This is a genomic window from Halanaerocella petrolearia (genome assembly GCF_054657875.1).
Genome location: NZ_BAAHXW010000001.1, coordinates 1,368,814 through 1,389,391, shown reverse-complemented (window position 1 = coordinate 1,389,391; position 20,578 = coordinate 1,368,814). Strand labels below are relative to the sequence as shown.

At 33.0% G+C, this 20,578-nt stretch carries 19 protein-coding genes; 18 read left to right on the top strand and 1 reads right to left on the bottom strand.

All coding sequences use genetic code 11. The features are described from left to right. The first annotated feature begins 10 nt into the window (after positions 1–10). The 6 genes from ACYQ39_RS07000 (at position 11) to ACYQ39_RS06975 (ending at position 5,676) form a co-directional block, all read left to right on the top strand. Positions 11–1,759 (top strand): BamA/OMP85 family outer membrane protein, encoded by a 1,749-nt coding sequence (locus ACYQ39_RS07000; RefSeq protein ID WP_459841483.1) that lies wholly within the window; start codon positions 11–13, stop codon positions 1,757–1,759. A gap of 17 nt (positions 1,760–1,776) precedes the next feature. Continuing rightward, a complete protein-coding gene (locus ACYQ39_RS06995; RefSeq protein WP_459841481.1) occupies positions 1,777–2,265 on the top strand; it encodes an OmpH/Skp family outer membrane protein in 489 nt (162 codons plus the stop codon). Between the two features lie 22 nt (positions 2,266–2,287). Beyond that, entirely contained in the window at positions 2,288–3,424 is a 1,137-nt protein-coding gene (locus ACYQ39_RS06990; RefSeq protein WP_459841479.1) for a coiled-coil domain-containing protein, read from the top strand. A gap of 13 nt (positions 3,425–3,437) precedes the next feature. Next, positions 3,438–3,899 carry an OmpH/Skp family outer membrane protein gene (locus ACYQ39_RS06985; protein ID WP_459841477.1) on the top strand — a complete coding sequence of 154 codons (462 nt, stop codon included), beginning with the start codon at positions 3,438–3,440 and terminating at the stop codon, positions 3,897–3,899. 83 nt (positions 3,900–3,982) lie between these two features. After that, positions 3,983–5,029, top strand: a complete 1,047-nt coding sequence (gene lpxD / locus ACYQ39_RS06980; RefSeq protein WP_459841475.1) for a UDP-3-O-(3-hydroxymyristoyl)glucosamine N-acyltransferase — start codon at positions 3,983–3,985, stop codon at positions 5,027–5,029. After that, complete coding sequence (locus tag ACYQ39_RS06975; protein ID WP_459841473.1) at positions 5,026–5,676, top strand: YjbH domain-containing protein; 651 nt, start codon at positions 5,026–5,028, stop codon at positions 5,674–5,676. The genes lpxD and ACYQ39_RS06975 overlap by 4 nt, the downstream gene beginning before the upstream one ends. A 41-nt stretch (positions 5,677–5,717) precedes the next feature. Here the strand turns inward: ACYQ39_RS06975 and ACYQ39_RS06970 are convergent, their stop codons facing one another. Continuing rightward, complete coding sequence (locus tag ACYQ39_RS06970; RefSeq protein ID WP_459841472.1) at positions 5,718–6,533, bottom strand: L,D-transpeptidase; 816 nt, start codon at positions 6,531–6,533, stop codon at positions 5,718–5,720. A gap of 227 nt (positions 6,534–6,760) precedes the next feature. On the opposite strand from ACYQ39_RS06970, the gene ACYQ39_RS06965 reads away from it, so the two are divergent. The 12 genes from ACYQ39_RS06965 (at position 6,761) to lpxA (ending at position 20,419) form a co-directional block, all read left to right on the top strand. Further along, complete coding sequence (locus tag ACYQ39_RS06965; protein WP_459841470.1) at positions 6,761–7,480, top strand: outer membrane beta-barrel protein; 720 nt, start codon at positions 6,761–6,763, stop codon at positions 7,478–7,480. 14 nt (positions 7,481–7,494) lie between these two features. Further along, entirely contained in the window at positions 7,495–9,048 is a 1,554-nt protein-coding gene (locus ACYQ39_RS06960) for a S8 family peptidase (RefSeq protein WP_459841468.1), read from the top strand. Between the two features lie 99 nt (positions 9,049–9,147). Beyond that, a complete protein-coding gene (locus ACYQ39_RS06955; protein ID WP_459841466.1) occupies positions 9,148–10,245 on the top strand; it encodes an LptF/LptG family permease in 1,098 nt (365 codons plus the stop codon). A gap of 9 nt (positions 10,246–10,254) precedes the next feature. Next, entirely contained in the window at positions 10,255–11,334 is a 1,080-nt protein-coding gene (locus ACYQ39_RS06950; RefSeq protein WP_459841464.1) for an LptF/LptG family permease, read from the top strand. 22 nt (positions 11,335–11,356) lie between these two features. Then, entirely contained in the window at positions 11,357–13,645 is a 2,289-nt protein-coding gene (locus ACYQ39_RS06945; protein WP_459841462.1) for an LptA/OstA family protein, read from the top strand. Beyond that, positions 13,632–14,195 carry an LPS export ABC transporter periplasmic protein LptC gene (gene lptC / locus ACYQ39_RS06940; RefSeq protein ID WP_459841460.1) on the top strand — a complete coding sequence of 188 codons (564 nt, stop codon included), beginning with the start codon at positions 13,632–13,634 and terminating at the stop codon, positions 14,193–14,195. Before ACYQ39_RS06945 ends, lptC begins: the two co-directional genes overlap by 14 nt. Continuing rightward, entirely contained in the window at positions 14,185–14,799 is a 615-nt protein-coding gene (locus ACYQ39_RS06935; protein WP_459841458.1) for an LptA/OstA family protein, read from the top strand. Before lptC ends, ACYQ39_RS06935 begins: the two co-directional genes overlap by 11 nt. 143 nt (positions 14,800–14,942) lie before the next feature. After that, complete coding sequence (locus ACYQ39_RS06930; RefSeq protein ID WP_459841456.1) at positions 14,943–17,333, top strand: ABC transporter permease; 2,391 nt, start codon at positions 14,943–14,945, stop codon at positions 17,331–17,333. Between the two features lie 10 nt (positions 17,334–17,343). After that, positions 17,344–18,075, top strand: coding sequence for an amino acid ABC transporter ATP-binding protein (locus ACYQ39_RS06925; RefSeq protein ID WP_459841454.1), 732 nt, complete (start codon positions 17,344–17,346; stop codon positions 18,073–18,075). Between the two features lie 230 nt (positions 18,076–18,305). Continuing rightward, on the top strand, positions 18,306–19,142 hold the full coding sequence (lpxC, locus tag ACYQ39_RS06920) for a UDP-3-O-acyl-N-acetylglucosamine deacetylase (protein WP_459841452.1): 837 nt from the start codon (positions 18,306–18,308) through the stop codon (positions 19,140–19,142). A gap of 11 nt (positions 19,143–19,153) precedes the next feature. Further along, a complete protein-coding gene (gene fabZ, locus ACYQ39_RS06915; RefSeq protein ID WP_459841670.1) occupies positions 19,154–19,585 on the top strand; it encodes a 3-hydroxyacyl-ACP dehydratase FabZ in 432 nt (143 codons plus the stop codon). An 18-nt stretch (positions 19,586–19,603) separates the two neighbouring features. Beyond that, entirely contained in the window at positions 19,604–20,419 is an 816-nt protein-coding gene (gene lpxA / locus ACYQ39_RS06910) for an acyl-ACP--UDP-N-acetylglucosamine O-acyltransferase (RefSeq protein WP_459841450.1), read from the top strand. Positions 20,420–20,578 lie beyond the last annotated feature (159 nt).

Sequence of the window (20,578 nt, the reverse complement as noted above, 5' to 3'; positions counted from 1 at the left end):
GATAAAGCTAATGCGATTTAAAGAATTGGGAATAATAACTTTAGTCTTAGTATTAGTAGTTGCTAATAGTAGTTTTTTAGTAGCTGCTGAAATAGATGGTGGATTATCCAGTTCAGATAATAAGTTAAGTCAAAATGTTATTACTGAAATTAAAGTAGTAGGAAATAAGCATGTTTCTAAGGATGAAATTTTGAGTCAGGTTAAAACTCAAGTTGGTGACAATATTTCTCATCAAAAATTACAAAAAGATGTACAAGCAATCTTTGATTTAGGTTATTTCTTTGATGTACGAGTCAATTTTAAGAATCATAAACAAGGTTTAATGTTAATTCTTGAAGTGATTGAAAACCCTAAATTATCATCTATAAAAGTAACAGGAAATAAAAATCTTTCTAAAGCCAAAGTCAAGGAGTTACTAGGTCTTGATGTAGGTCAAGTGCTTAATGTTAATCGACTAAATAAAGGTGTAGAAGAGATTAATAAATACTATCAAGAGGAAGGTTATGTATTAGCTAAAGTAGTTGATGTAACAATCAAAAATCAAGATGAACTTCATCTTAAGATAAAAGAGGGTAAGCTTAATAAGATTCTAATTAGCGGTAATAATGTAACTAAAGACTATGTTATTAGACGTGAACTATCTATGAAACCAGGTCATGTATTTAATATTAATAAGATGTGGGAAGATTTGAGAGAAATATATAATTTAGGTTATTTTAAAGATGTTAAGCCTAAGTTTAATAAAGTAAAAGACAATCCACAGGCAGTTAATTTAGAAATTCAAGTAAAAGAGAAGAAGACAGGTACCTTTAGTGTTGGTGGAGGTTATAATGGTACTTCTGGGTGGACCGGATTAATTAATATTAAAAAAGATAATCTATTTGGTCGTGGTCAACGTGTCAAATTAAATTGGGAATTTGGTAATAAAAAGAACACTTATGAGATAGGCTTTTATGAGCCGTGGGCTTTTGGAACAGAAACTAGCCTTAATTTCAACCTTTATAATAAAGAAGAAGATAGAGCAGATGATGTAACAGAAAAGACAAAAGGTGGAAATATTACTCTTGGAAGACCTCTAACTGAGAATACTAAAGGATATGTTAAGTTGACTATGGATAGGGAAAAGACTGAAGAGGAATCAGAATGGCATGATAGCCGTAGCTTAACTCTAAAGACTATCCGCGATACTAGAGATAATATCATTAACCCTAAGACTGGAAGTAGAGCTGAATTTTCAGTAGAGAAGGCAGGTATTTTAGGCGGCGATAATGATTTTGCTAAATATGAAGCTGATTTAAGAAAGTATCTTCCTGATAAGCTGTTATCTGATGGTGAAAATAGCTGGGCTTTACGTATGAAACTAGGTGAAAGCAGTGGTAATTTAACTGATTCAGAACAGTATTATCTAGCTGGTTTAGATGGGGTACGTGGTTATGATAATCAGTATTATAAAGAACATGAGTCTGAAGGATATGATCCAGTAGCAGAAGGTTTTGTTGGCGATTCGATCTTAGCTACTAATTTAGAATATAGAGCTGAAATTGTAGATAAAGTAACTGGAGTTGGTTTTGTAGATGCTGGTAGGACTTTTAATGATCACTTAGATCTAGAAGAATTAAAGGATATTAATTATTCAGTTGGTTTAGGAGTTAGATTTAATACACCAATTGGACAATTAGGTTTAGATTATGGTTATGCTCCAGATGCTCAGTTAGAAGAAGATAGTAACTTTAGTATTAGAATCGGAAATAGATTTTAAGTTAAGGAGGACAAATAATGCGAAAATTATCTCCTGTAGTTTTAGTTGGATTATTAGTTGCTTTAGTAGGGGCTGGTTTCTTAATCAATCAGCCTGCTAAAGCTGAGAAAAAACCACAGATTGGTTATGTTGATATGCAGAAGTTATTTAATAACCACCCTCAAAAAGTTGCTTCTGAAGGTAAGTTGCAGGGAGAAGCCAAAAAACTACAACAGGAATTAGAACAGGAAGCTAAAGACTTAAGCAAGGAAGAAAGACAGAAATTATTACAGAATTATCAGAAACAACTTGATAAATTAGAGCGTGATTTAGTAGGACAGGTAATGCAGGATATTAATGAAAAAATTAGTCAGGTAGCTCAAGAAAAAGGTATTACTATTGTAGTTGATAAATCTGCTGTCTTGACTGGAGGATATAATCTAACAGATGAGGTATTGGCTGAAGTTAAAGCTGAAACAGAGGATCAAACAGATAATACAGAAAATAATACAAAAACTACTGAATAGTAATTAAGGTAGGTGATTTTAAATGTTCCAACGTCATTGGTTTAAAATTGGAGCAGGTATTTTATTAATCGCTCTATTATTAGGTGTAGTAGGTTATAGTCAAGCAGAAGTTAAAATTAGACAAGAAGCTACAGACATTACAGATGATTCACAAGTTGGAATAGTAGATTTTAAAGAATTACAGCAAGAACATCCTTTAACTGGTCAGATCAAACAATTACAACAAAAGATTGTTAATGCAGAGCTAACATTAGAGCAAGAAAAAAATAATTTAGATCTGATTAAGAAGAATAGTCAAAAACAATTAGCTAACTTTAATCAGCAAGCTCAAGATAGATTAGAATCTATTAAGCAAGATTATCAAAATAAAATGAGTAAGAGACAAGAAGAATTAAAATCTAATTTAGAAGGGTATCATAAAGAGATCAAAGATAGGTTAGATAGGAAGATTAAAGAGCGCAAAAAAGAGTTAGAAAGTAAGATAACTAAAGAGATTGCAGCTAAGAGGGCTAAGTATGATAAAAAATTAAAAGAGTATAAAGCCCAATTAGATCAGCAGTATAACTCTAGAATTCTTAACTTAAGGTTAAAGTTACAGGTAAGTGCTCTAAGTAAAGAGAAATCTAAAGAATATCAACAACGATTAAAAGAATTAACTTCTACTAAAGAGAATCAGTTAAGTAAACGACAAGCTGCTTATGACCAGAAAGTTAATCAATTCATTAAACAAAAAGAAAAAGAGTTAAAAGAAAAATTGTCTAGCCATCAAGAGGAGTTAGTAAAGAAGTCTCAGCAGGATTTCAAAGAACGAAAACAAGAATTGGAAACTGAGTTTAAAGCAGAAGTAGCTCAACTTGAAGAAGAGTTAAAGCAAGTTTTAGTAGAACGTAGAAAACATTTAAATCAAGATATTGAATCTGATTTTAATCAAGCTGGAGAGAAACTATTATCTAAAGTAAGATCTAAGGTTGAGCAGGTTGAGACTGAAATCAAGCAGCTAAAAGAGCAAAAGAAGAAACTAGAAGATAGAAGAAAAATAGATATTGATCAAGTTATTAAACAGGTTGCACGCAAGAATAATATTAATTTAGTCTTAACAGATGCACAAGAAAATATTTCAGCTCAGAATTTAACTGCTCAAGTAAAGGACGAATTGTAGGAGGTGACATTTGGTGCAGAAATTAGTTAAGCTTGGATTGCTAGGATTAGTTATACTAGCTTTGTTAGCAGGTTGTGCTCAACAAGAAACTAAACCTAAGATTAAGACTGAAGTAAAAATGAAAGAGTTAAAAGTAGCTGTAGTAAGTCAAGATAAGATCTGGACTGAAAGTGAAAAGGCACAACAGTATCAGAAGAAGTTGAATCAACAGATTGAGAAATTGCAACAAGATTATCAACAAGAAGCCAAAGATTTAAGTCAAGAAGAGAAGGCTGATAGACGACAGGAAGTATATAATAATATTAATAAGTTACGTGAAGATTTAAGAGGTGAGTTTAGAGATAAGATTATAAATATAGTAGAAGAGATTGTTGAGCAAAAGAATTATGATGTAGTTCTAAATAAGCAGGAAGTTAAATATGGTGGAACAGATATTACTGATAAAGTAATTGAAAAGCTTGATAAATCAGAGTAATTGATAAAAGGGGGGACTCCCCCCCTTTTTATACTACATAATTATTGGTGTTATATTCGATCTGTTGGTAAAGGAGGAGAAGAATGGAAAAAAAGATAAAAGAGTTAGCTCAATTAGTCAGTGGAGAGATTATTGGAGATGAAGAAGTAGAGGTTAATGGAGTTGGTGGAGCAGATAATGCTCAAGCTAATCAGATTACTTTTGCTTTGAATAAGGATTTTTTTCAACAAGCAGAAAAGAGAGCGGCAGCAATTGTTGTTAATTCTAAATTAGCTGAACTAGAAACTGATAAGCCATTATTAGTAGTTGATAATCCTAGATTAGCTTTTGCTAAGATTGCTAATGAGTTTGTAGTTCAGCCCTATTATAAGCCTCAAATCAGTAACCAAGCTACTGTAAGCCCTGAGGCTGAGTTAGGCAGTAATATTTCTATTCATTCTGGAGTAGTTATTGAAGCAGGAGCTCAGATTGGTGATAATGTAATTTTGGCTCCAGGAGTTTATGTTGGTGCCAATGCTAAGATAGGTCAAGACAGTACTCTTCATCCTAATGTTGTAGTAGAACATGAATGTCAGCTAGGAGCAGAGGTTGAGATTCATCCAGGGACAGTAATTGGTTCAGAAGGTTATGGTTTTGAAACAGGAGAAGAAGGCCATGTCAAGGTGCCTCAATTTGGTAATGTAATAGTAGAAGATAAGGTAGAAATTGGAGCTAATGTAACAGTCGATCGGGGAGCTACTGGTTCAACTATAATTGGGCAAGGTACTAAGATAGATAATCTAGTTCATATTGCTCATAATGTAGAAGTTGGCCCAGAGTGCTTGATTATTGCTCAGGTAGGTATTGCAGGTAGTGCTAAAATAGAAGAGAGAGTAACTTTAGCTGGTCAGACTGGAGTAGCAGGACACCTGACTGTTGGTAATAATACAACTGTAGCTACTAATAGTGTAGTTACTAATGATATACCTGCTGAATCCTTTGTTTCTGGTTATCCGGCCCATAGTCATCGTTCTGAAAGAAGGATTAAAGCTAGTCGTAAGAAATTGCCTAAATTACTTAGAAGAATGAGAAAGTTAGAAAAGAAGGTGTCTCAACTAGAAGAAGAATTAGCTAAGGAGGAAGCAGAATGAAAAAAGTTACTTTTAGCATAGCTTTATTGTTAATCTTTAGTCTGGTAGGTGTAGGTCAGGCCCATGAAGTTGGAGCTTTTGGTAGTAATGGTTTATTGACGATCCCAACAGCTGATATTCTACTAACTGGAGATTTAGATGTGGGATATCAAGGTGTAGCTGGTAGTAATGACCAAGATTTAATAACAGGAATTTATGGTTTGCGAAAAGGAGTTCAATTAGGTGCTGGAGTTAAGTGGAATGAGTTAGATGATGATCCTCAACTCTATCCTACTGTAAAAGTTAGATTATTATCAGAAAATAATAACTATCGTCCCCAGGTAAGCTTTGGAGTTAATGATGGTAGTGATTATTTAGTAGCTAGTAAAATGACTCCTTATTATGGTGTAAGAACTCATATAGGAATTGGTGATCAAGATTATTTTGATGATCATATATTTGCTGGTGTTAGCAAGATAATCAATCCAGTTACTATTTCTTCTGGTAATAATAATTTTAAGATTCCAATTACTACCTTAATGGCCGAATATAATGATGGAGTAAATTTAGGAGCTAAATTTAGGTTTGAACCAGGAATTGAAGTTAGATTAGGAACAATTGACTTAGATGAATTTACTTTTGGTGTTGGATTTAAAAATAAATTTTAGTTTAGATAAAAATCGTAGGTACCACTGAATACCTACGATTTTTATTTTATAATTGTTTTAGTCTGTAGTGGAATAAGCTGATAGAGTTCTGCTATATCTTCTGGTTGTAGTCTAATACAACCACGAGAACTTTGTTGAGCTAGTTTTTTCTTAGTAGTTGTAGCATGCAGCCCATAACTGCCCCCTTTAGTCCAGATATCAAGCCCTATCCAGTATTCCCCATAAACTTTTTTCTGCTTATCATTTAAAATAACTTTCCTTTTAACTGTAAATTCCCCTGTAGGAGTTGGTTTGTTTTTACTCCCATGGGCAATAGGATAGGTTCTAATTCTTTTGTTGCCTTTAGTTAGATAGAGTTTATCTTGAGTAGTATTCACAATTAATTTGTATGGTTCAAAATCTGTTGGGTGGTTCCTCTTAATATTTGGTTTTAAACTAGTGCTGATTAATGATTTTAAGTTTTGGTTTAGACTAGATTGAGGGTTATAGTACCAACCTCCAGTGTAGTCTAGTTGGTTACTTATTTTGTTACTATGTGACATCTTTTCTTGAGGGATTGATTTGAGATAATCTCCTACTAATTGATTTATATCAGTTGGTAGGTGGTAATTATCTTGTAGATAAAGAAAGAGAGCAGATCTTAATTTGTTTAAATTTTCTTTGTTGGTAATAGTCTGAGCCTGATTAGTATTATTTGATTTTTTCTTTAAGTAATTTTCAATTTGTTGATTAAGTTCTTGATAGTCAATTTCTGATTTTGACCTTTCTGAAGAGTAGTAAGTTGGTAATGAATTATTAGTCAATAGTAAGATTAATATACTTAGTGCTGTAATTAATAAGAATAGTGTAGATTTCAAATACTTATTTTTTTTAGAACTAATAGTCGAATAATCCTCCCTTTTTATATTTAAATTAATTTATTTACCTTTATTATTTGGAGATTAGAGGAAATTATTAATTATTATTTTTTAAGAATTTTAGAGGATGAATTTAACTTTAGATAAATAATTTTGTGTTATTGGATTAAATATGATGCAGGAAGTGGTTAAAACTCCTTTAATATATTATTTAAAGGGGGAATTTGGTGAAACAAGTGATTTTTTTGTTAGTCTTTATACTAGTAATAGCAACACCGATAGTTATAGCTCAAGACAATAAATTTGAAGTAGAATCTGGTGTTAGTTATTCTACTTTTGCTTTAGCTGATCTAAATCAACATCTTAAAGCAAGAGCAGATTATTTGAGGCAAGAGTTTCCACTTGTAAGTAGAGAATTTGGTTTTGAAGAGTTAAAGTCTGGTCTAGGAGCTTATGTTCAAGGTAGGTATTGGTGGTCTGATAGGTTGGCTTTAGGAGCTGAAATAGATACTAGTTGGGCCAATACTACAGCCCAAAATCCTGCTTATCATGAAACTTATGATCTGTTTTTAACTGGAATGTTAGGACAGATAAGCTATCTTTTGCCTCTAGCAAAAGCAGATTTATTATTAGAGTTAGGAGTTGGCCCTTATTATTCTAATCTAAAATGGGAGAAAAGAGTTGATTATTCTATTGATATACAAGAGAAGACTACTAAATCTTATTCAGGCTTTACACTAGGAGGAGAGATAGGTCTATCACTTAAAATCCCAATCAACCCAGATCTCTCTTTTAATACAGAAATCAGTTATCGTCAACTATCATTTGACCAATTAAAAGATGGAGCCAATAAATCTTTTTTTAGTGTTTATGATGGTAATACAGAGGCCGAAGAGTTTGACTTTAGTGGTTTGCAGATAAAGAATGGATTAGTATTTAAATTTTAAAGGGATGATAAGTGATGAAAAAGTTACTATTTAGTTTATTGGGTTTATTATTAGTCTTGTCATTATTAGGGTGTAGTAGAGAAGAAGATGAATTCAATGGTATTAAGGGACAAGTAAAGTTGATTAGTGCTCAACAGCAGATAAATGATACCACTAATCAGCTAGTAGATGAGAATAATATACATAAAGCTACATTAATTCAGGCTAATCCGTCTGAATTATTGCTATCTTGTAGGTCCGATAATAATATAAAGCAGGTACTAGAAGATTATAAGTTGACTCAGAAAGGAAGTCTTAAAGATCTAGGTATATTGTTAGTAGAAACTACTAATGATATCAATCTAGCTAACTTGCTTACAGATTTAAATCAAGATAGACGAATTGAGTTTGCTGAATTAAATAATAGGATGCAACTACTGTCTGCCACTAATACTTTTGAGCAATTAAAAGAAAATTGGAATTATAAAGCTATTAGTCTGTCACAGACTAAACTAGATAATAATAGTAATCTAACTGTTGCAGTTATTGATACAGGAGTGGATTTAGATCATCCAGATCTAAAGGAACAGTTAGTTACTGGAGTGGATGTGACTAAGTCTGATTTTTCTACTGGTAATATTAATTATAATCCAGATGATACTTATGGTCATGGGACACATGTATCAGGAATAATTGCTACTGTAGCTCCTAATACAAATATAATGCCTATTAGAGTTTTAAGTGCTGCTGGTGGAAGTAATTATGATGTAGCTAAAGGAATTGAGTGGGCAGTCAATCATGGAGCAGAGGTAGTTAATCTCAGCTTAGGATCTTCTCTTCCTTCGTTAACTCTTAAACAAGCTATTAATTATGCTTATCAAGAAGGAGTAATAGTAGTTGCTGCTACTGGAAATGGAGGACAGGATAAATTAGGAGATCCTCATCTACTTTATCCAGCTCGATATGAAAAGACGATAGCTGTAGGAGCAATAAATTCTAACCTAGATAAATCCAATTTTTCTAACTATGGAAGAAGGATTGATTTTGTAGCGCCAGGAGGAGATGGAGAGGCCAATAGAGAGTATATATATTCTACTGTTATTGATGGTTATGGTGGAATGGCTGGAACGTCAATGGCTGCTCCTCATGTAGCAGGTGTAGCTGCTTTAGTGTTGGCTAGTGGACAAGCTACTACTCCTACTGAAGTAAAGGAACAATTGCAACTGACAGCTCAGGATTTAGGTAATCCAGGCTGGGATTTAAAGTATGGTTCTGGTTTGATTAATGCTTATGCTGCAGTTGCTGATGCCAAGATTAATCAGGCACAGGTCTTTGCTGGAGAAAAGATTGATTCTATTATTGAGAAGAAAAGTAAAGTAGTTAATCCAGCCTCTAGTGGAGTCTATAAGTTATCTGAAGCCAAAGAAGGACGGAGGCACCTGTATGCTTGGCTAGATGTAAATAATAATGATAGGGTAGATGAAGGAGATTACTTTGGTAAGACAGATAGTCCAGTAGGTAGCGGCTTAAATACTAATCTTAATCTTAAGTTGATAACAGATACAGATCTTTCAGTAACTGTTAAGTAGTTGGCCCAGCTTAGGCTGGGTTCTTAATTTAGGGAGGTATGAAGGGGTTTTTATTTAATTATATATGTAGAACTATGTCGAAAGAAGGAGGATCATTTTGTGCAGTTAAGAGTATCGTTAGTTGATCGTTATTTAGTAAAGGAGTTCTTAAAACCTTTTCTGTTTTCTATTGTAGCATTAACTGTGATTATGATTAGTAGTTATCTATTTGAGTTAACAGATTTGATTATTGTTAAACAGGTACCTTTGATTAAAGTCTTAAAACTATTAATCTATAAAATCCCTAGTGTAATGGTACAGAGCTTTTCTATCTCTATTTTATTTGCTACTCTATTATCATTGAGTCAATTAGTAAAAAATAACGAACTTACTGCTCTACGAATGGGATCAATCTCTTTACATCGCTTACTACTTCCTTTCCTAGTAACAGCATTATTAGTCAGTTTGACTACCTTTATAATTAATGAAGATGTAGTACCATGGGCCAACCATCGAGCTGAAAATATTGTACGGCGAATTATTTTACAACAAGGTCTGCCTGATTTACAGGAGAGGGCTTTCTTTAAGGGAGTAGGTAACCGTTATTTTTATATTGGAGAGATTGATGAACAGCAGGATAAATTGTATGATATTATGGTTTATGAGTTGAAAGAAGATAAAGATTTTCCACGGTTAATCACAGCTAAAGCTGGTTATTTTGAGAATAAAGTCTGGCATTTGGTAGCAGGTATGGTGCATAAATTTAATAAACAAGGTGAAATAATCTATCAGTCTGATTTTGAGAAATTAGAGATAAATGTTAATCAGAAGTTAGAAAACTTTTATGGAGAGCAGAAGACGACTTCAGAGATGAGCCGGTCTGAACTAAAGGAAGATATTAAGCTCTTTCGTGAAAGTGGGTTAGATGTAGCCTCTTTATTAGTTGATTATCACCTTAAGTTGGCTAAGCCTTTTGCTTGTTTTATTTTTGTGTTATTAGGTGCTCCACTAACTATTAAATCAAAGCAGGGACGAGTCTTTGGAATTGTAGCTAGTATTGTGATTGTTTTTTTATATTATGTAATTTTATCTTTCTGTCGATCTTTAGGTCGGAATGGATTATTATTACCTATAATAGCAGCTTGGTTGCCTAATCTTGTTTTTGGAGTAATAGGATTATATTTAATGGTTAAAGAGGAGTATTTTAATTTAGGGTAGGTGGCAGTAATGAAGATAATTGATAGATATTTAGCTATAGAGTTTATTAAACCTTTCTTACTTACTTTATTTGCTTTAGTAATTATTCTAATCAGTAGTTTTCTATTTCAATTAACAGATTTTATTATTATTAAAAAGATTCCTGTTAGAATAGTAATTAAATTATTAGTCTATAGAGTGCCTCGGATTATGGTGAAAAGTTTTTCGATGGCAGTCTTATTTGCTACTTTATTGTCTCTAAGTCGATTGGTTAAGGATAATGAGTTTACTGCTTTACAGATGGGAGGAGTTAAGTTTTCTCGTTTATTAGTTCCTTTATTATTATTAGGGCTTGTTATTAGTCTAATGACTTATTGGTTTAATGAAAGTATAGTACCAAGAGCTAATAATAAATACCAACAAGTAATTAAAGAATCAGTTCAGAAGAAGAAGGCTACAGCAAGACATAAAGATCTCTTTTTTAAAGGGCCAAATAATCGTTATTTTTATTTAGGACAGGTTAACGATCAGACTAGAAAGGTAAACAATATTTTAGTCTATACTAAGCAGACTGAAAGCCAAAATTTAATTAGTGCTAAGACTGGTTCCTTTAAAGAAGAGACCTTATATTTAGAGACAGGGATTAAGCATAGATTAGAAAGAAGTGAGTATGTAACTGGAGAAAGTAAATTAGAGAAGGTATCTTTTAAAATTAAGAGAAGACTTAAGGAGCTATATAGTCGTAAGAAGAAACCAGAAGAGTTAAATAGAGCCCAACTGAAGGAAAGAATTAAGCTCTTAGCAGATAGCGGAATAGATACTAAGAAGTTAAAGGTTGAGTATCATTTTAAGTTGGCCCAGTCTTTGGCCAGCCTAATTTTTATTTTAATTGGGGCTCCGTTAAGTATCAAATCTGATAAAGGACGAATTTTTGGTTTGATAGCCAGTATAGTAATCATTTTTGCTTACTATGTCTTTCTGTCTATCAGCCGTTCTTTAGGTAGAAATGGACTATTAATTCCTTGGTTAGCAGCTTGGTTGCCTAATCTATCTTTTGTTGTATTAGGTAGCTATTTAATTATTCGACAAGAATATTTACCTGTAACGTAAAAGAAAAAGGGAGGTGATAGGTATGAAGTCGCTACAGGTAGCAATAATAAGTTTAGTCTTTATTTTATCGGCTATAATGCCAGCTTTGGCCCAAGAAAGGGCTAATTTACAAGCTAAAAAAGTTGAATATAGACGTAAAGCCGGAATAATTATAGCTACAGGAGATGTTTATTTAGAGACTGAAGAGGTTAAGCTCTGGGCCAACTATATGAAAATTAATTTAGATAAAGAAAAGCTAGTAGCTACTGGTCAAGTAAAGACTAAAGACGAAACTGGTAAGTATACTAGTAACAGACTAGAATATGATTTAAAGACTGATAAAGGTATTTTTATTGATGCAGAAGGAACTATTATTAGTGATAGTATTAAAGATCCTTTTTATTTAGATACTCCTAAGGTTGATTATAGTTCTGATAAGAGTAAATTATCTGATGCTCAATTTACAAGTTGTGATCTAGATAAACCACATTATCATTTTCAGACTGAAGATATGATTATTTATCCTGGAGATAAGATTATTGCCTATCATGCAGTTTTATGGGAATTTAACGGACAAATACCTATTTTTTATTGGCCTGTTTTAATTTACTCCCTTAAAAATGATCAGAATGTTTTTCAACCACAGGTTGGTTATAGTAGACAGAAAGGTTGGTTTATTAAGACTACCTATAACTATTATTTAGATTCTAATTATCAATCCCCTTTATTAAAACCAGTTGCTGGTGATTTTGGCCAGCTATATGTTGATTACTTTAGTAGACTAGGTTTTGCTTGGGGATTTAATCATTACTATAAGACCTTTAAAGATGATAGTGCCTCACTTAATCTATATTTAGAACAGGATAAGAGAAATGAAAACCAGAGTCCTTGGCTTAGTCTAGAGTTTAATCGCCATTATGAGCAGGCGGATGTAGAGAAAAATTTAAACTTAAAGTATAAAGATCATTATAGTGATTATTTATCTAATCCTCAAAAACAGACCTGGCTTAGCCTATCAGCTGACCAGACTACTACTTTTGATAACTGGAGAAATAGGTTAGACTTAGACTATGATAAAAATAAATGGTATAAGCATAAAGCTGAAATTGGTTTTAGATTGGACAAGCTTAAAGAGGATTTTAGAGATGATGATTTAGGAATTGATTTAGATTATAGTTATCAAGAAGATGAAACTGAGTTGAATAAATATGAAGCAGGATTGGATTATAGAAGATATTTGACTGATGATCTTTATTTAGATTATAACTATGATTATGAACATCGGAAAGAGGAAGAGGATAAAGGCTGGCAGTATGATACTAGTTTGAAGTTAAAAGAGAATAAAATTAAGTATGATTGGTGGTTAGGTACTGAATTTGAACGGAGTAATGAAAAAATAGATTATTATAATCTTCCTGAAGGGGAATTAACTATTCATCCAGGACGAATCTGGTCTCATAAGACTTTAGATCCATTAGATATTACCTTTGGTGGAGTGAATAGGTATGATGATAGTTGGTCTGGAGCTAAACAGCATGGTTATTATAGATTAGATTATGCCGATTATTTACAATTAAATCAAGCTAATAGTCTACGTTACGACCAACAGTTTCAGCAGGATATTTATAGTACAGGACGTCAACGTTGGTCATATCAGAGTGATCTTGATTTAATGACTAGATTACCTGCAGGTTGGTCAAATAAAATTAGTCATGATTATCATACTTTAACTGGATTAGCTCCCGAAGGTTTTCCAACAGAAGAGAAAGAACATGAGATTAAAGAAAGTTTGAATTGGCGTAATAGTAATAGTGAACTTAATATTAACTTGGGTTATGATTTCTTGAATCAGGAATATAATGATCTGACTAGTGAACTAGATTATTATTTTAATGACTATTATAATTTAGAATCAGTAGTAGAATATGATATAAATCGGCGCCAGTTTGAGGAGTTTGCTACTACTTTTAAAGTTGATTATGATCAAATAAAGTATAATACTGCTTTTGAAGTAGACTTGAATACAGGAACTTTACAGAGATGGGATAATAGTGTTAAAGTTAAAGTTGGCCCTACAGATTGGCAGTGGCAGATTGGTTTAAATAGTAGTTATTATTATGCAGACCAAGAATTTGGAGAGGCTAACTTAAAGATAGAGAAGAGGTTACATCGTAGAAAAGTAACTCTGGCCTATGATCATATTAATCAAGAAGCTTGGTTCCAGTATCAACTTTTAGCTTTTCCAGAGAAACAAGTTGAATTTGGTACTACAGATGGTGGAGAGATGTTATTTGATGGTGATTTAGGAGATGTTTTAGATGAGGTGGAGTAACAAGTTAGCAGTTGTTTTAGTATTTATGATTGGAGGGGTAGTCTGGTTAGGAAGTCAGCAGAATACTTCTTCAAATTCTGATTCAACTTACCAGTATCAAATAAATGAACCACGTCTAATCAGTTATCAACAAGGAGAGAAGAGATGGGATCTACAGGCTGAAGAGATAGTAGAACCTAAGGTAGATAAGAAAGAGCAACAAAAGACTATTCTACAGAGGATTAAAGAAGGAAAATATTTTAGTCAAGATCGATTGAAGTATACTCTAACTGCTGATCAAGTCATTCATTTTTCAGATAGTAAAGATATGATTTTAAAAGGAAATATTGTTTTACAAGAAAGAGATGGAGAGCAGATTAAGACTAGTAAGTTAAAGTGGTTATCAGAAGAGAAAGAGTTGAGCACAACTAATAAAGTAGAGGTAAAGTTGACTAATAGTCGATTAAAGGCTCAACAAATGACAGTAAAAGTAGAAGAAAATATAATTGATTTTAAAGATCAAGTAGAGATGACTTTTCAAATTAAGGAGCGTGACTCTGATGAAGAATAAGTGTTTATTATTAATGCTAGGTTTAATGCTATTAACTATTCAACCAGTTAATGCTAAAACAGGTCAACTTACTTCACAGCATTTACGTTATAAAAAGGAAGAAAATGTATTTATTGCTACACAAGATGTTGAGTTAAATTATAATGGTACTCAAGTTACCTCTCAACATTTGAAGATGGATAAAGAGGAGAATATAGCTTATTTTAGTAATAATGTTCAACTGACTAAAGAGCAGGATCAAGTTTGGAGTCAAAAGTTAGAGTTAGATTTACAAGAAAATATTTTAATAGCTAAAGAAGAGGTAAAGCTTGATTCTATTAAACAGAATAAACCACTTCTGTTAACTAGTAATTATTTAAAGATGTGGACAGAGAGTAGTGACTTATTAGCTAAAGGTGATGTTTATGTTGACTATGATGGACAAGAGGTTAGAGGAGAGAGGTTGAAATATAATGCTAAGACTGAAGAGATGATTGTTAAGCAGGAAGTAAAGATTAAAGAAGATGGGAACTGGATTAACGCCAGGAAAGTAGTTCTTTCTTTAGCCGATGATACTCTGGATGCTACAGGAAATGTAGGAATGGAATTTGAAATCAGCCAATAAATTATTTTTAATGTTTAAAAGTAACATTTTTAACAAAAGATAAGAATGAACAGTCAATATTTTACTTAAATATCCAGCAGTTATTTAATAGAAGCTGTTTACTCTCTGCTGGCTTGATGATATAATTTGAGGAGGATAACGTAGTGCCTCTTTTACAATCAGAGTTTAGCAAAGATATAATAATTTTATTAGCTGCTACAATTGTTCTAGCATCCCTATTGTCTCTACTAGTAGGCTATTTAAGTGATTTTTACTTTGGTAATTTAGTTGCTAGTTTGATAGGAGGGTATGGTGATAATGATTTATTATTAATTGTAGACCAACAGCAACAAGTAGTAGCTAAAAAGCAGATTCAAGAGGTTATTGAAGAACGAATTCCAGGTTCAAAATTGAAATCAGGCATTAGTTTAGTAGGTAGGGCCAACTTCTTTATAGAAGTAGCTGATAAATATAGAACTCGGCAGACATTGCTTAAAATAGAAGATTATTTTAATGAAGTTGATGGATTAGAGAGTTTATCTTTAATTATTCAACCAAGGATTACTATTAGAGGATTGACTGGTCAGGCTAATTCTTTTGTAGAGTCTAGAGTAAAAGAGTTAGCAGGTGTGGATTTTACTCTACCAGAAGGAGATAAATTGGAGATAATAGTATCAGATTCTGATAGACTGACTAAGCTTAAGAAAGAAATAGATTCTATTTTACAACAGTATCAAGTATTGTCAGTTAGATTTCCTATTACTTCCCAATCAGAGAGAATACTGTCTTTATCTAAAGACGTAACAGCTAGCTTAAAGGAAGAGTTTCCATTTTCTATTATCAATATTACTGCAACAGGTAAACGTGATTTAAAAGCACTGGTTAAGACAATGACAGAGATGAAGTCTTTTTTGGCCAGTTATACTAGTCAAGTAACAGTAAAGTTAAAGCCAAACTTTAAGTTGGAAACAGGAGATAAATTAATTCTTCCTGGCCAAGAGGCAAAGCAGATTATTCTACGAATAACTAAGGTAGATGGTAACCAAGCTAGAGGGCTAATTATTCAAGGAGATAGTCGCCAGATCTTAGGTAAGAAAGCCTACCAGTTTCAGCCTAATAAGCTAGGGCCAACTGTAGGTACTATTAAAGTCCAAAATCCTCGTCAGGAGTTGGCTTATGTAGTTGAAGAGTTGGTAGAATTAGTTCCTAATTTAGACCAGATTTTTAGTAGGTCAGAGACTTTATTGACTCAATTGACTGAATTAAACTCTACTTTACAACAAGCTCGAGAATCACTAGTTGAACTAAAGCTTTTAAATCGCCAATTATCTATTTATCAACAAGATTTATCAGAAGTTGACTTTAAAGAATTAAAAGAAGCAGTAACTGATTTAGAGGAGAATCTATCTTGGTTAACTGAGGTAGCTAGGGCATTAAATTTAATTCAGAATCTATTAACAGATGTAATTAAAGAATTAAATCAAGTAAATGATCAGCTACAAGCTGTTAGCCATGAGTTACCATTAACTAATCCTTATCGACAAGAATTAAGGAGATTACAAGATACTATATCTGAGTTAGCAACTAATTTACAGACTAATAGTGAAGAAATCATCGGCTATATCAACCGGTATAATCCAGTTTTACAAGAGGTTATTTATTGGCAAGAGCAGGTAGAGATCTTTAGAGAAGTTTTAGATAAAGTTGATTCTGTTGATCAAATAGATTTAGAATCTAGACTAAAGCAGGTTGTTAATCCTCAATTAATAGAGGAGATTAATAATTTAGATACAGCAGCTTTAGATCAAGATCTAATACAATTACAGGAACAGATTGATAATTTAAAACAGGTAGATTTTCAGGCAGTAGTAGGTGAATTAAAGTATATTCAACAGTCACTACCTCAATTAAAGGATGAAGAGATTACTGCTACTATCGATTTAATTGATCAGTATTTAGCTGGTAAAGTAATTCCTGGTTCAGAGATATCACTTTTATTACCAGCTCAAGGTATTGATAAAGAAAAGGTTAAGGAAAGAATTCAGAGTCTGATCTCTCAACCAGTCTCTTTTGTAACTTCGCAGTTAGGAGTTATAACAGCCAATTATAGAGCCCAATTATATCGTATTTTAGGTGAAGTAAAGATGGTTTTGGCTGGTGTAACAGCAGTTTTGATAACTCTTTTTTCTTTATTATTTGATCAAACTTTGGTCATTAATTCATTACGTTTATGGCAAGGAGAGGGAAGAAACTGGTATTCTGATTTAGGGATCTATTATGGATTTAGTATCGGTGCTATAATGTTAGGGTTCATCTTTTGGCTTGCCGATATAAATGTACCGTATCTTACTCTATGGCAGATTGTTTTAGTAGGAGGTTTCTTAGGTTTGGTTGTAGCTAATAAGGCTGATAGTCTCAATCCAATTTCAGAATCTGAATATCAAGCTGCAAGAGCTTTAGGATTTAATTATTCTGAAATTATGCGTCAAATTGTGATTCCAGCTGGCAAACCAGGTATCCTAAAATTACTAAATCGAGATAAAACCTATCTTTAACGGAGGAGCTATGTTACAGGTAACTAACTTAAGAAAAAGCTATGGTCAAGATGAGATTCTACAGGGAGTTAATTTTTCAGTAAAGCAAGGGGAGACAGTAGCTATTATGGGGCCTAGTGGTTGCGGTAAATCAACTACAATTCGTTGTTTAAATCGTTTGACTGAACCAGATAGTGGAGAGATTAATTTTCAGGGAGCTTCTTTATTAGATTTATCTACTAGAGAGTTATTAGAAATTAGACAGGAGATTGGTTTTGTCTTCCAGAATTTTAATTTGATTGAGCGCTTAACAGTAGAAGAGAATGTAATGTTGCCTTTATTTAAATTCAACTTAACAGCAGAAGAGCGAATTGAAAAAGCATCAACTGCTTTAAAGAGAGTTCATTTAGCTCAACAAGCAACTAGTTATCCTAATCAGTTAAGTGGAGGTCAAAAGCAACGAGTAGGAATTGCTAGAGCTTTAGTTATTGAGCCTAGTCTGATGTTATTAGATGAGCCAACTGCTTCTTTAGATCCTATCTTGGTTAGGGAAGTATTAGAAGTGATTGAGGAGTTGACTAGGAATCAGAATCGAGCAGTAGTACTAGTAACTCATGAAGTTTCTTTTGCTCTTAAGGTAGCAGATGTAATCTTATTATTAGATAATGGACAAGTAGTTGAGCAAGGGAGCCCTAAATCAATCTTTACTGATCCTCAATCTGAAGTAGGTCAGAAATATCAGGAGTTGCTGGAATACTATTGATGTAAAGCTATGAGCCTGTTCAGATTCAAAAGCAATAAAATAGTTTACCTTCTTTAAAAGAAAAGCTTTTATAAAGAAAGATTTTGAAGGTAGAAGTTTTGATTAACTGATGGCTCATAGCAGATGACTCATAGCTATGTTGATTAAGTTTGAGATTGAGTCTAAATCAGATTTGGACTTAACCTCAAGCTTAGTTTTTAAGTTAATTTTTTTATAAAGGAGGAGCAAGGTTGAGAAAACAGCAGACAATCCAGTCAAAATTTAGTTATACAGGTATTGGATTGCATACAGGGCAAGATGTAACAATTACTTGTAAGCCCTTATCTGTCAATCAAGGGATCATATTTAAGCGTGTTGATTTAGAAGACCAACCAGAGATAGAAGCTAAAGTTGAAAATATAGTTTCTACGCAACGTTGTACAACTATTGGTCAAGCTGATTGGCAGATTAATACTATTGAGCACTTAATGTCAGCTCTTAATGCTTTGAGAATAGATAATCTATTAGTTGAAATTGATGCTAATGAGACACCAGTTACTGATGGAAGTGCTCAAAAATTTTATCGGTTATTAACAAAGGCTGGAATCAAAGAGCAGGCTACTGATAAGATGATTTATCAAATCAAAGAGCCAATCTATGTTGAAGAAGGTGATCAGTATTTGACTCTTCTACCAGCCCAAGAATTTAAGGTAAGTTATACTTTTGTAGGTAATCATCCTGGATTAACGGACCAATTCAGTGAATTTAACTTTGCAAGTGGAGATTATGAGACAGAAATTGCTTCAGCTAGAACTTTTGGTTTTGCTGATGAGATAGAAAAGTTACAGAAACAAGGTTTAGCTTTAGGAGGAAGTTTAGATAATGCTATTCTAATTGAAGAAGATGGTCCAGTTAATCAACTAAGATTTGAGAATGAGTTTGCTCGTCATAAGATTTTAGATTTAATTGGTGATTTAAAGCTAGTACCTGACTTCAAAGGTCATGTTATGGCTGTTAGGTCAGGACATTATTTAAATTCTTTGTTAGCTAAGAAGGTTAAAGCAATACTGGAAGGGGAGGAATTATAGTTATGGAAGATATAATGGATATTGACCAAATTAAAGAGGTGTTACCACATCGTTATCCTTTTTTATTAGTTGATCGAGTTGTAGAGTTAGAAGCAGGTGAAAAAGTTGTAGGCTTAAAGAATGTAACAAGTAATGAAGAATTCTTTAATGGACATTTTCCAGGACATCCAATTATGCCAGGTGTTTTAATTGTTGAGGCTATGGCTCAAGTAGCAGGAATTGGTCTGCTAGCAACTGTTGATAATCCGGAGGAGAAAGTACCTTATTTTGGCCGAATTAATGATGCTCGTTTTAAGAAACCAGTTAAGCCAGGAGATCAATTAATTATGGAAGTAGAAGTAGCAAAGCTACGAGGTAGAATGGGCAAAGTTGAAGCCAAGGCTTTAGTTGATGATGAAGTAGTAGCCCAGGCTACTCTAACTTGTTTTATTCAGGATAAGTAATAACAGGGGGGGTAGAAAATGATTGAAGAACAAGATAATGTAATTAATCTAAATAATGGTGGTCAGATCCATCAAACAGCTGTAGTTCATCCTGATGCTAAAATTGGAGAAGATGTTGAAATTGGCCCTTATTCTGTAATTGGAGAGCATGTAGAAATCGGTAAAGGAACTGAAGTTGGTTCTCATGCTGTAATTAAAGGCTGGACTAAGATTGGTAAGAACAATAAAATCTTCAATAGTGCCTCTATTGGACAGGAGCCTCAAGATTTAAAGTTTTCTGGAGAAAAGAGTTTTGTAGAAATTGGAGATAATAATACTGTTAGAGAGTTTGCTACTATTCACCGTGGAACAGAAGATGGTGGTAACTTAACTAAGATTGGTAATGATAATTTAATTATGGCTTATTGTCATGTAGCTCATGACTGTAAATTAGGTAACGGTATTATCATGTCTAATTCTACTAATTTAGCAGGACATGTAGTAGTTGAGGATGCTGTTGTAATTGGTGGTTTAGTTGGAGTTCATCAATTTGTTCGAATTGGTGAAATGGCTATGATAGGTGGAACTTCTAAAGTTGTTAAAGATGTTCCCCCTTATATCTTGGCTGATGGACATCCAGCCAGTGTCAATGGAATTAATATTGTAGGCTTAAGAAGAAATGGTGTTGACCCAGAAACTCGTCGCAAGATTAAAGAGGCCTATAAGATTCTATATCGTTCTAACTTAAATACTAATCAGGCTATTGATGAGATGGAAGAAGAATTAGATAGTAGTTCAATGGTTGAAAACTTCTTACGTTTCTTGCGGAATGCCCAACGGGGTATATGTAGATAAAGAATAACATGTGTTATTCTTTATCACAGTCAGTCTTATTTTGAGACTGGATAGGACATTATAATATAAACTATGAGCTATAAGTTGTGAGTAAATAATTTCAGTTATAAGACTTGCTCACGACTTATAACTCAATCCTGAATTAATTTTCTAATTAGG

Bases quoted from the DNA above. Each gene is read 5' to 3' on its own strand.
- ACYQ39_RS07000 (WP_459841483.1), top strand. From the start codon at position 11: ATGCGATTTAAAGAATTGGGAATAATAACTTTAGTCTTAGTATTAGTA.
- ACYQ39_RS06995 (WP_459841481.1), top strand. From the start codon at position 1,777: ATGCGAAAATTATCTCCTGTAGTTTTAGTTGGATTATTAGTTGCTTTA.
- ACYQ39_RS06990 (WP_459841479.1), top strand. From the start codon at position 2,288: ATGTTCCAACGTCATTGGTTTAAAATTGGAGCAGGTATTTTATTAATC.
- lpxD (WP_459841475.1), top strand. From the start codon at position 3,983: ATGGAAAAAAAGATAAAAGAGTTAGCTCAATTAGTCAGTGGAGAGATT.
- ACYQ39_RS06975 (WP_459841473.1), top strand. From the start codon at position 5,026: ATGAAAAAAGTTACTTTTAGCATAGCTTTATTGTTAATCTTTAGTCTG.
- ACYQ39_RS06960 (WP_459841468.1), top strand. From the start codon at position 7,495: ATGAAAAAGTTACTATTTAGTTTATTGGGTTTATTATTAGTCTTGTCA.
- ACYQ39_RS06950 (WP_459841464.1), top strand. From the start codon at position 10,255: ATGAAGATAATTGATAGATATTTAGCTATAGAGTTTATTAAACCTTTC.
- ACYQ39_RS06945 (WP_459841462.1), top strand. From the start codon at position 11,357: ATGAAGTCGCTACAGGTAGCAATAATAAGTTTAGTCTTTATTTTATCG.
- lptC (WP_459841460.1), top strand. From the start codon at position 13,632: ATGAGGTGGAGTAACAAGTTAGCAGTTGTTTTAGTATTTATGATTGGA.
- ACYQ39_RS06935 (WP_459841458.1), top strand. From the start codon at position 14,185: ATGAAGAATAAGTGTTTATTATTAATGCTAGGTTTAATGCTATTAACT.
- ACYQ39_RS06925 (WP_459841454.1), top strand. From the start codon at position 17,344: ATGTTACAGGTAACTAACTTAAGAAAAAGCTATGGTCAAGATGAGATT.
- lpxA (WP_459841450.1), top strand. From the start codon at position 19,604: ATGATTGAAGAACAAGATAATGTAATTAATCTAAATAATGGTGGTCAG.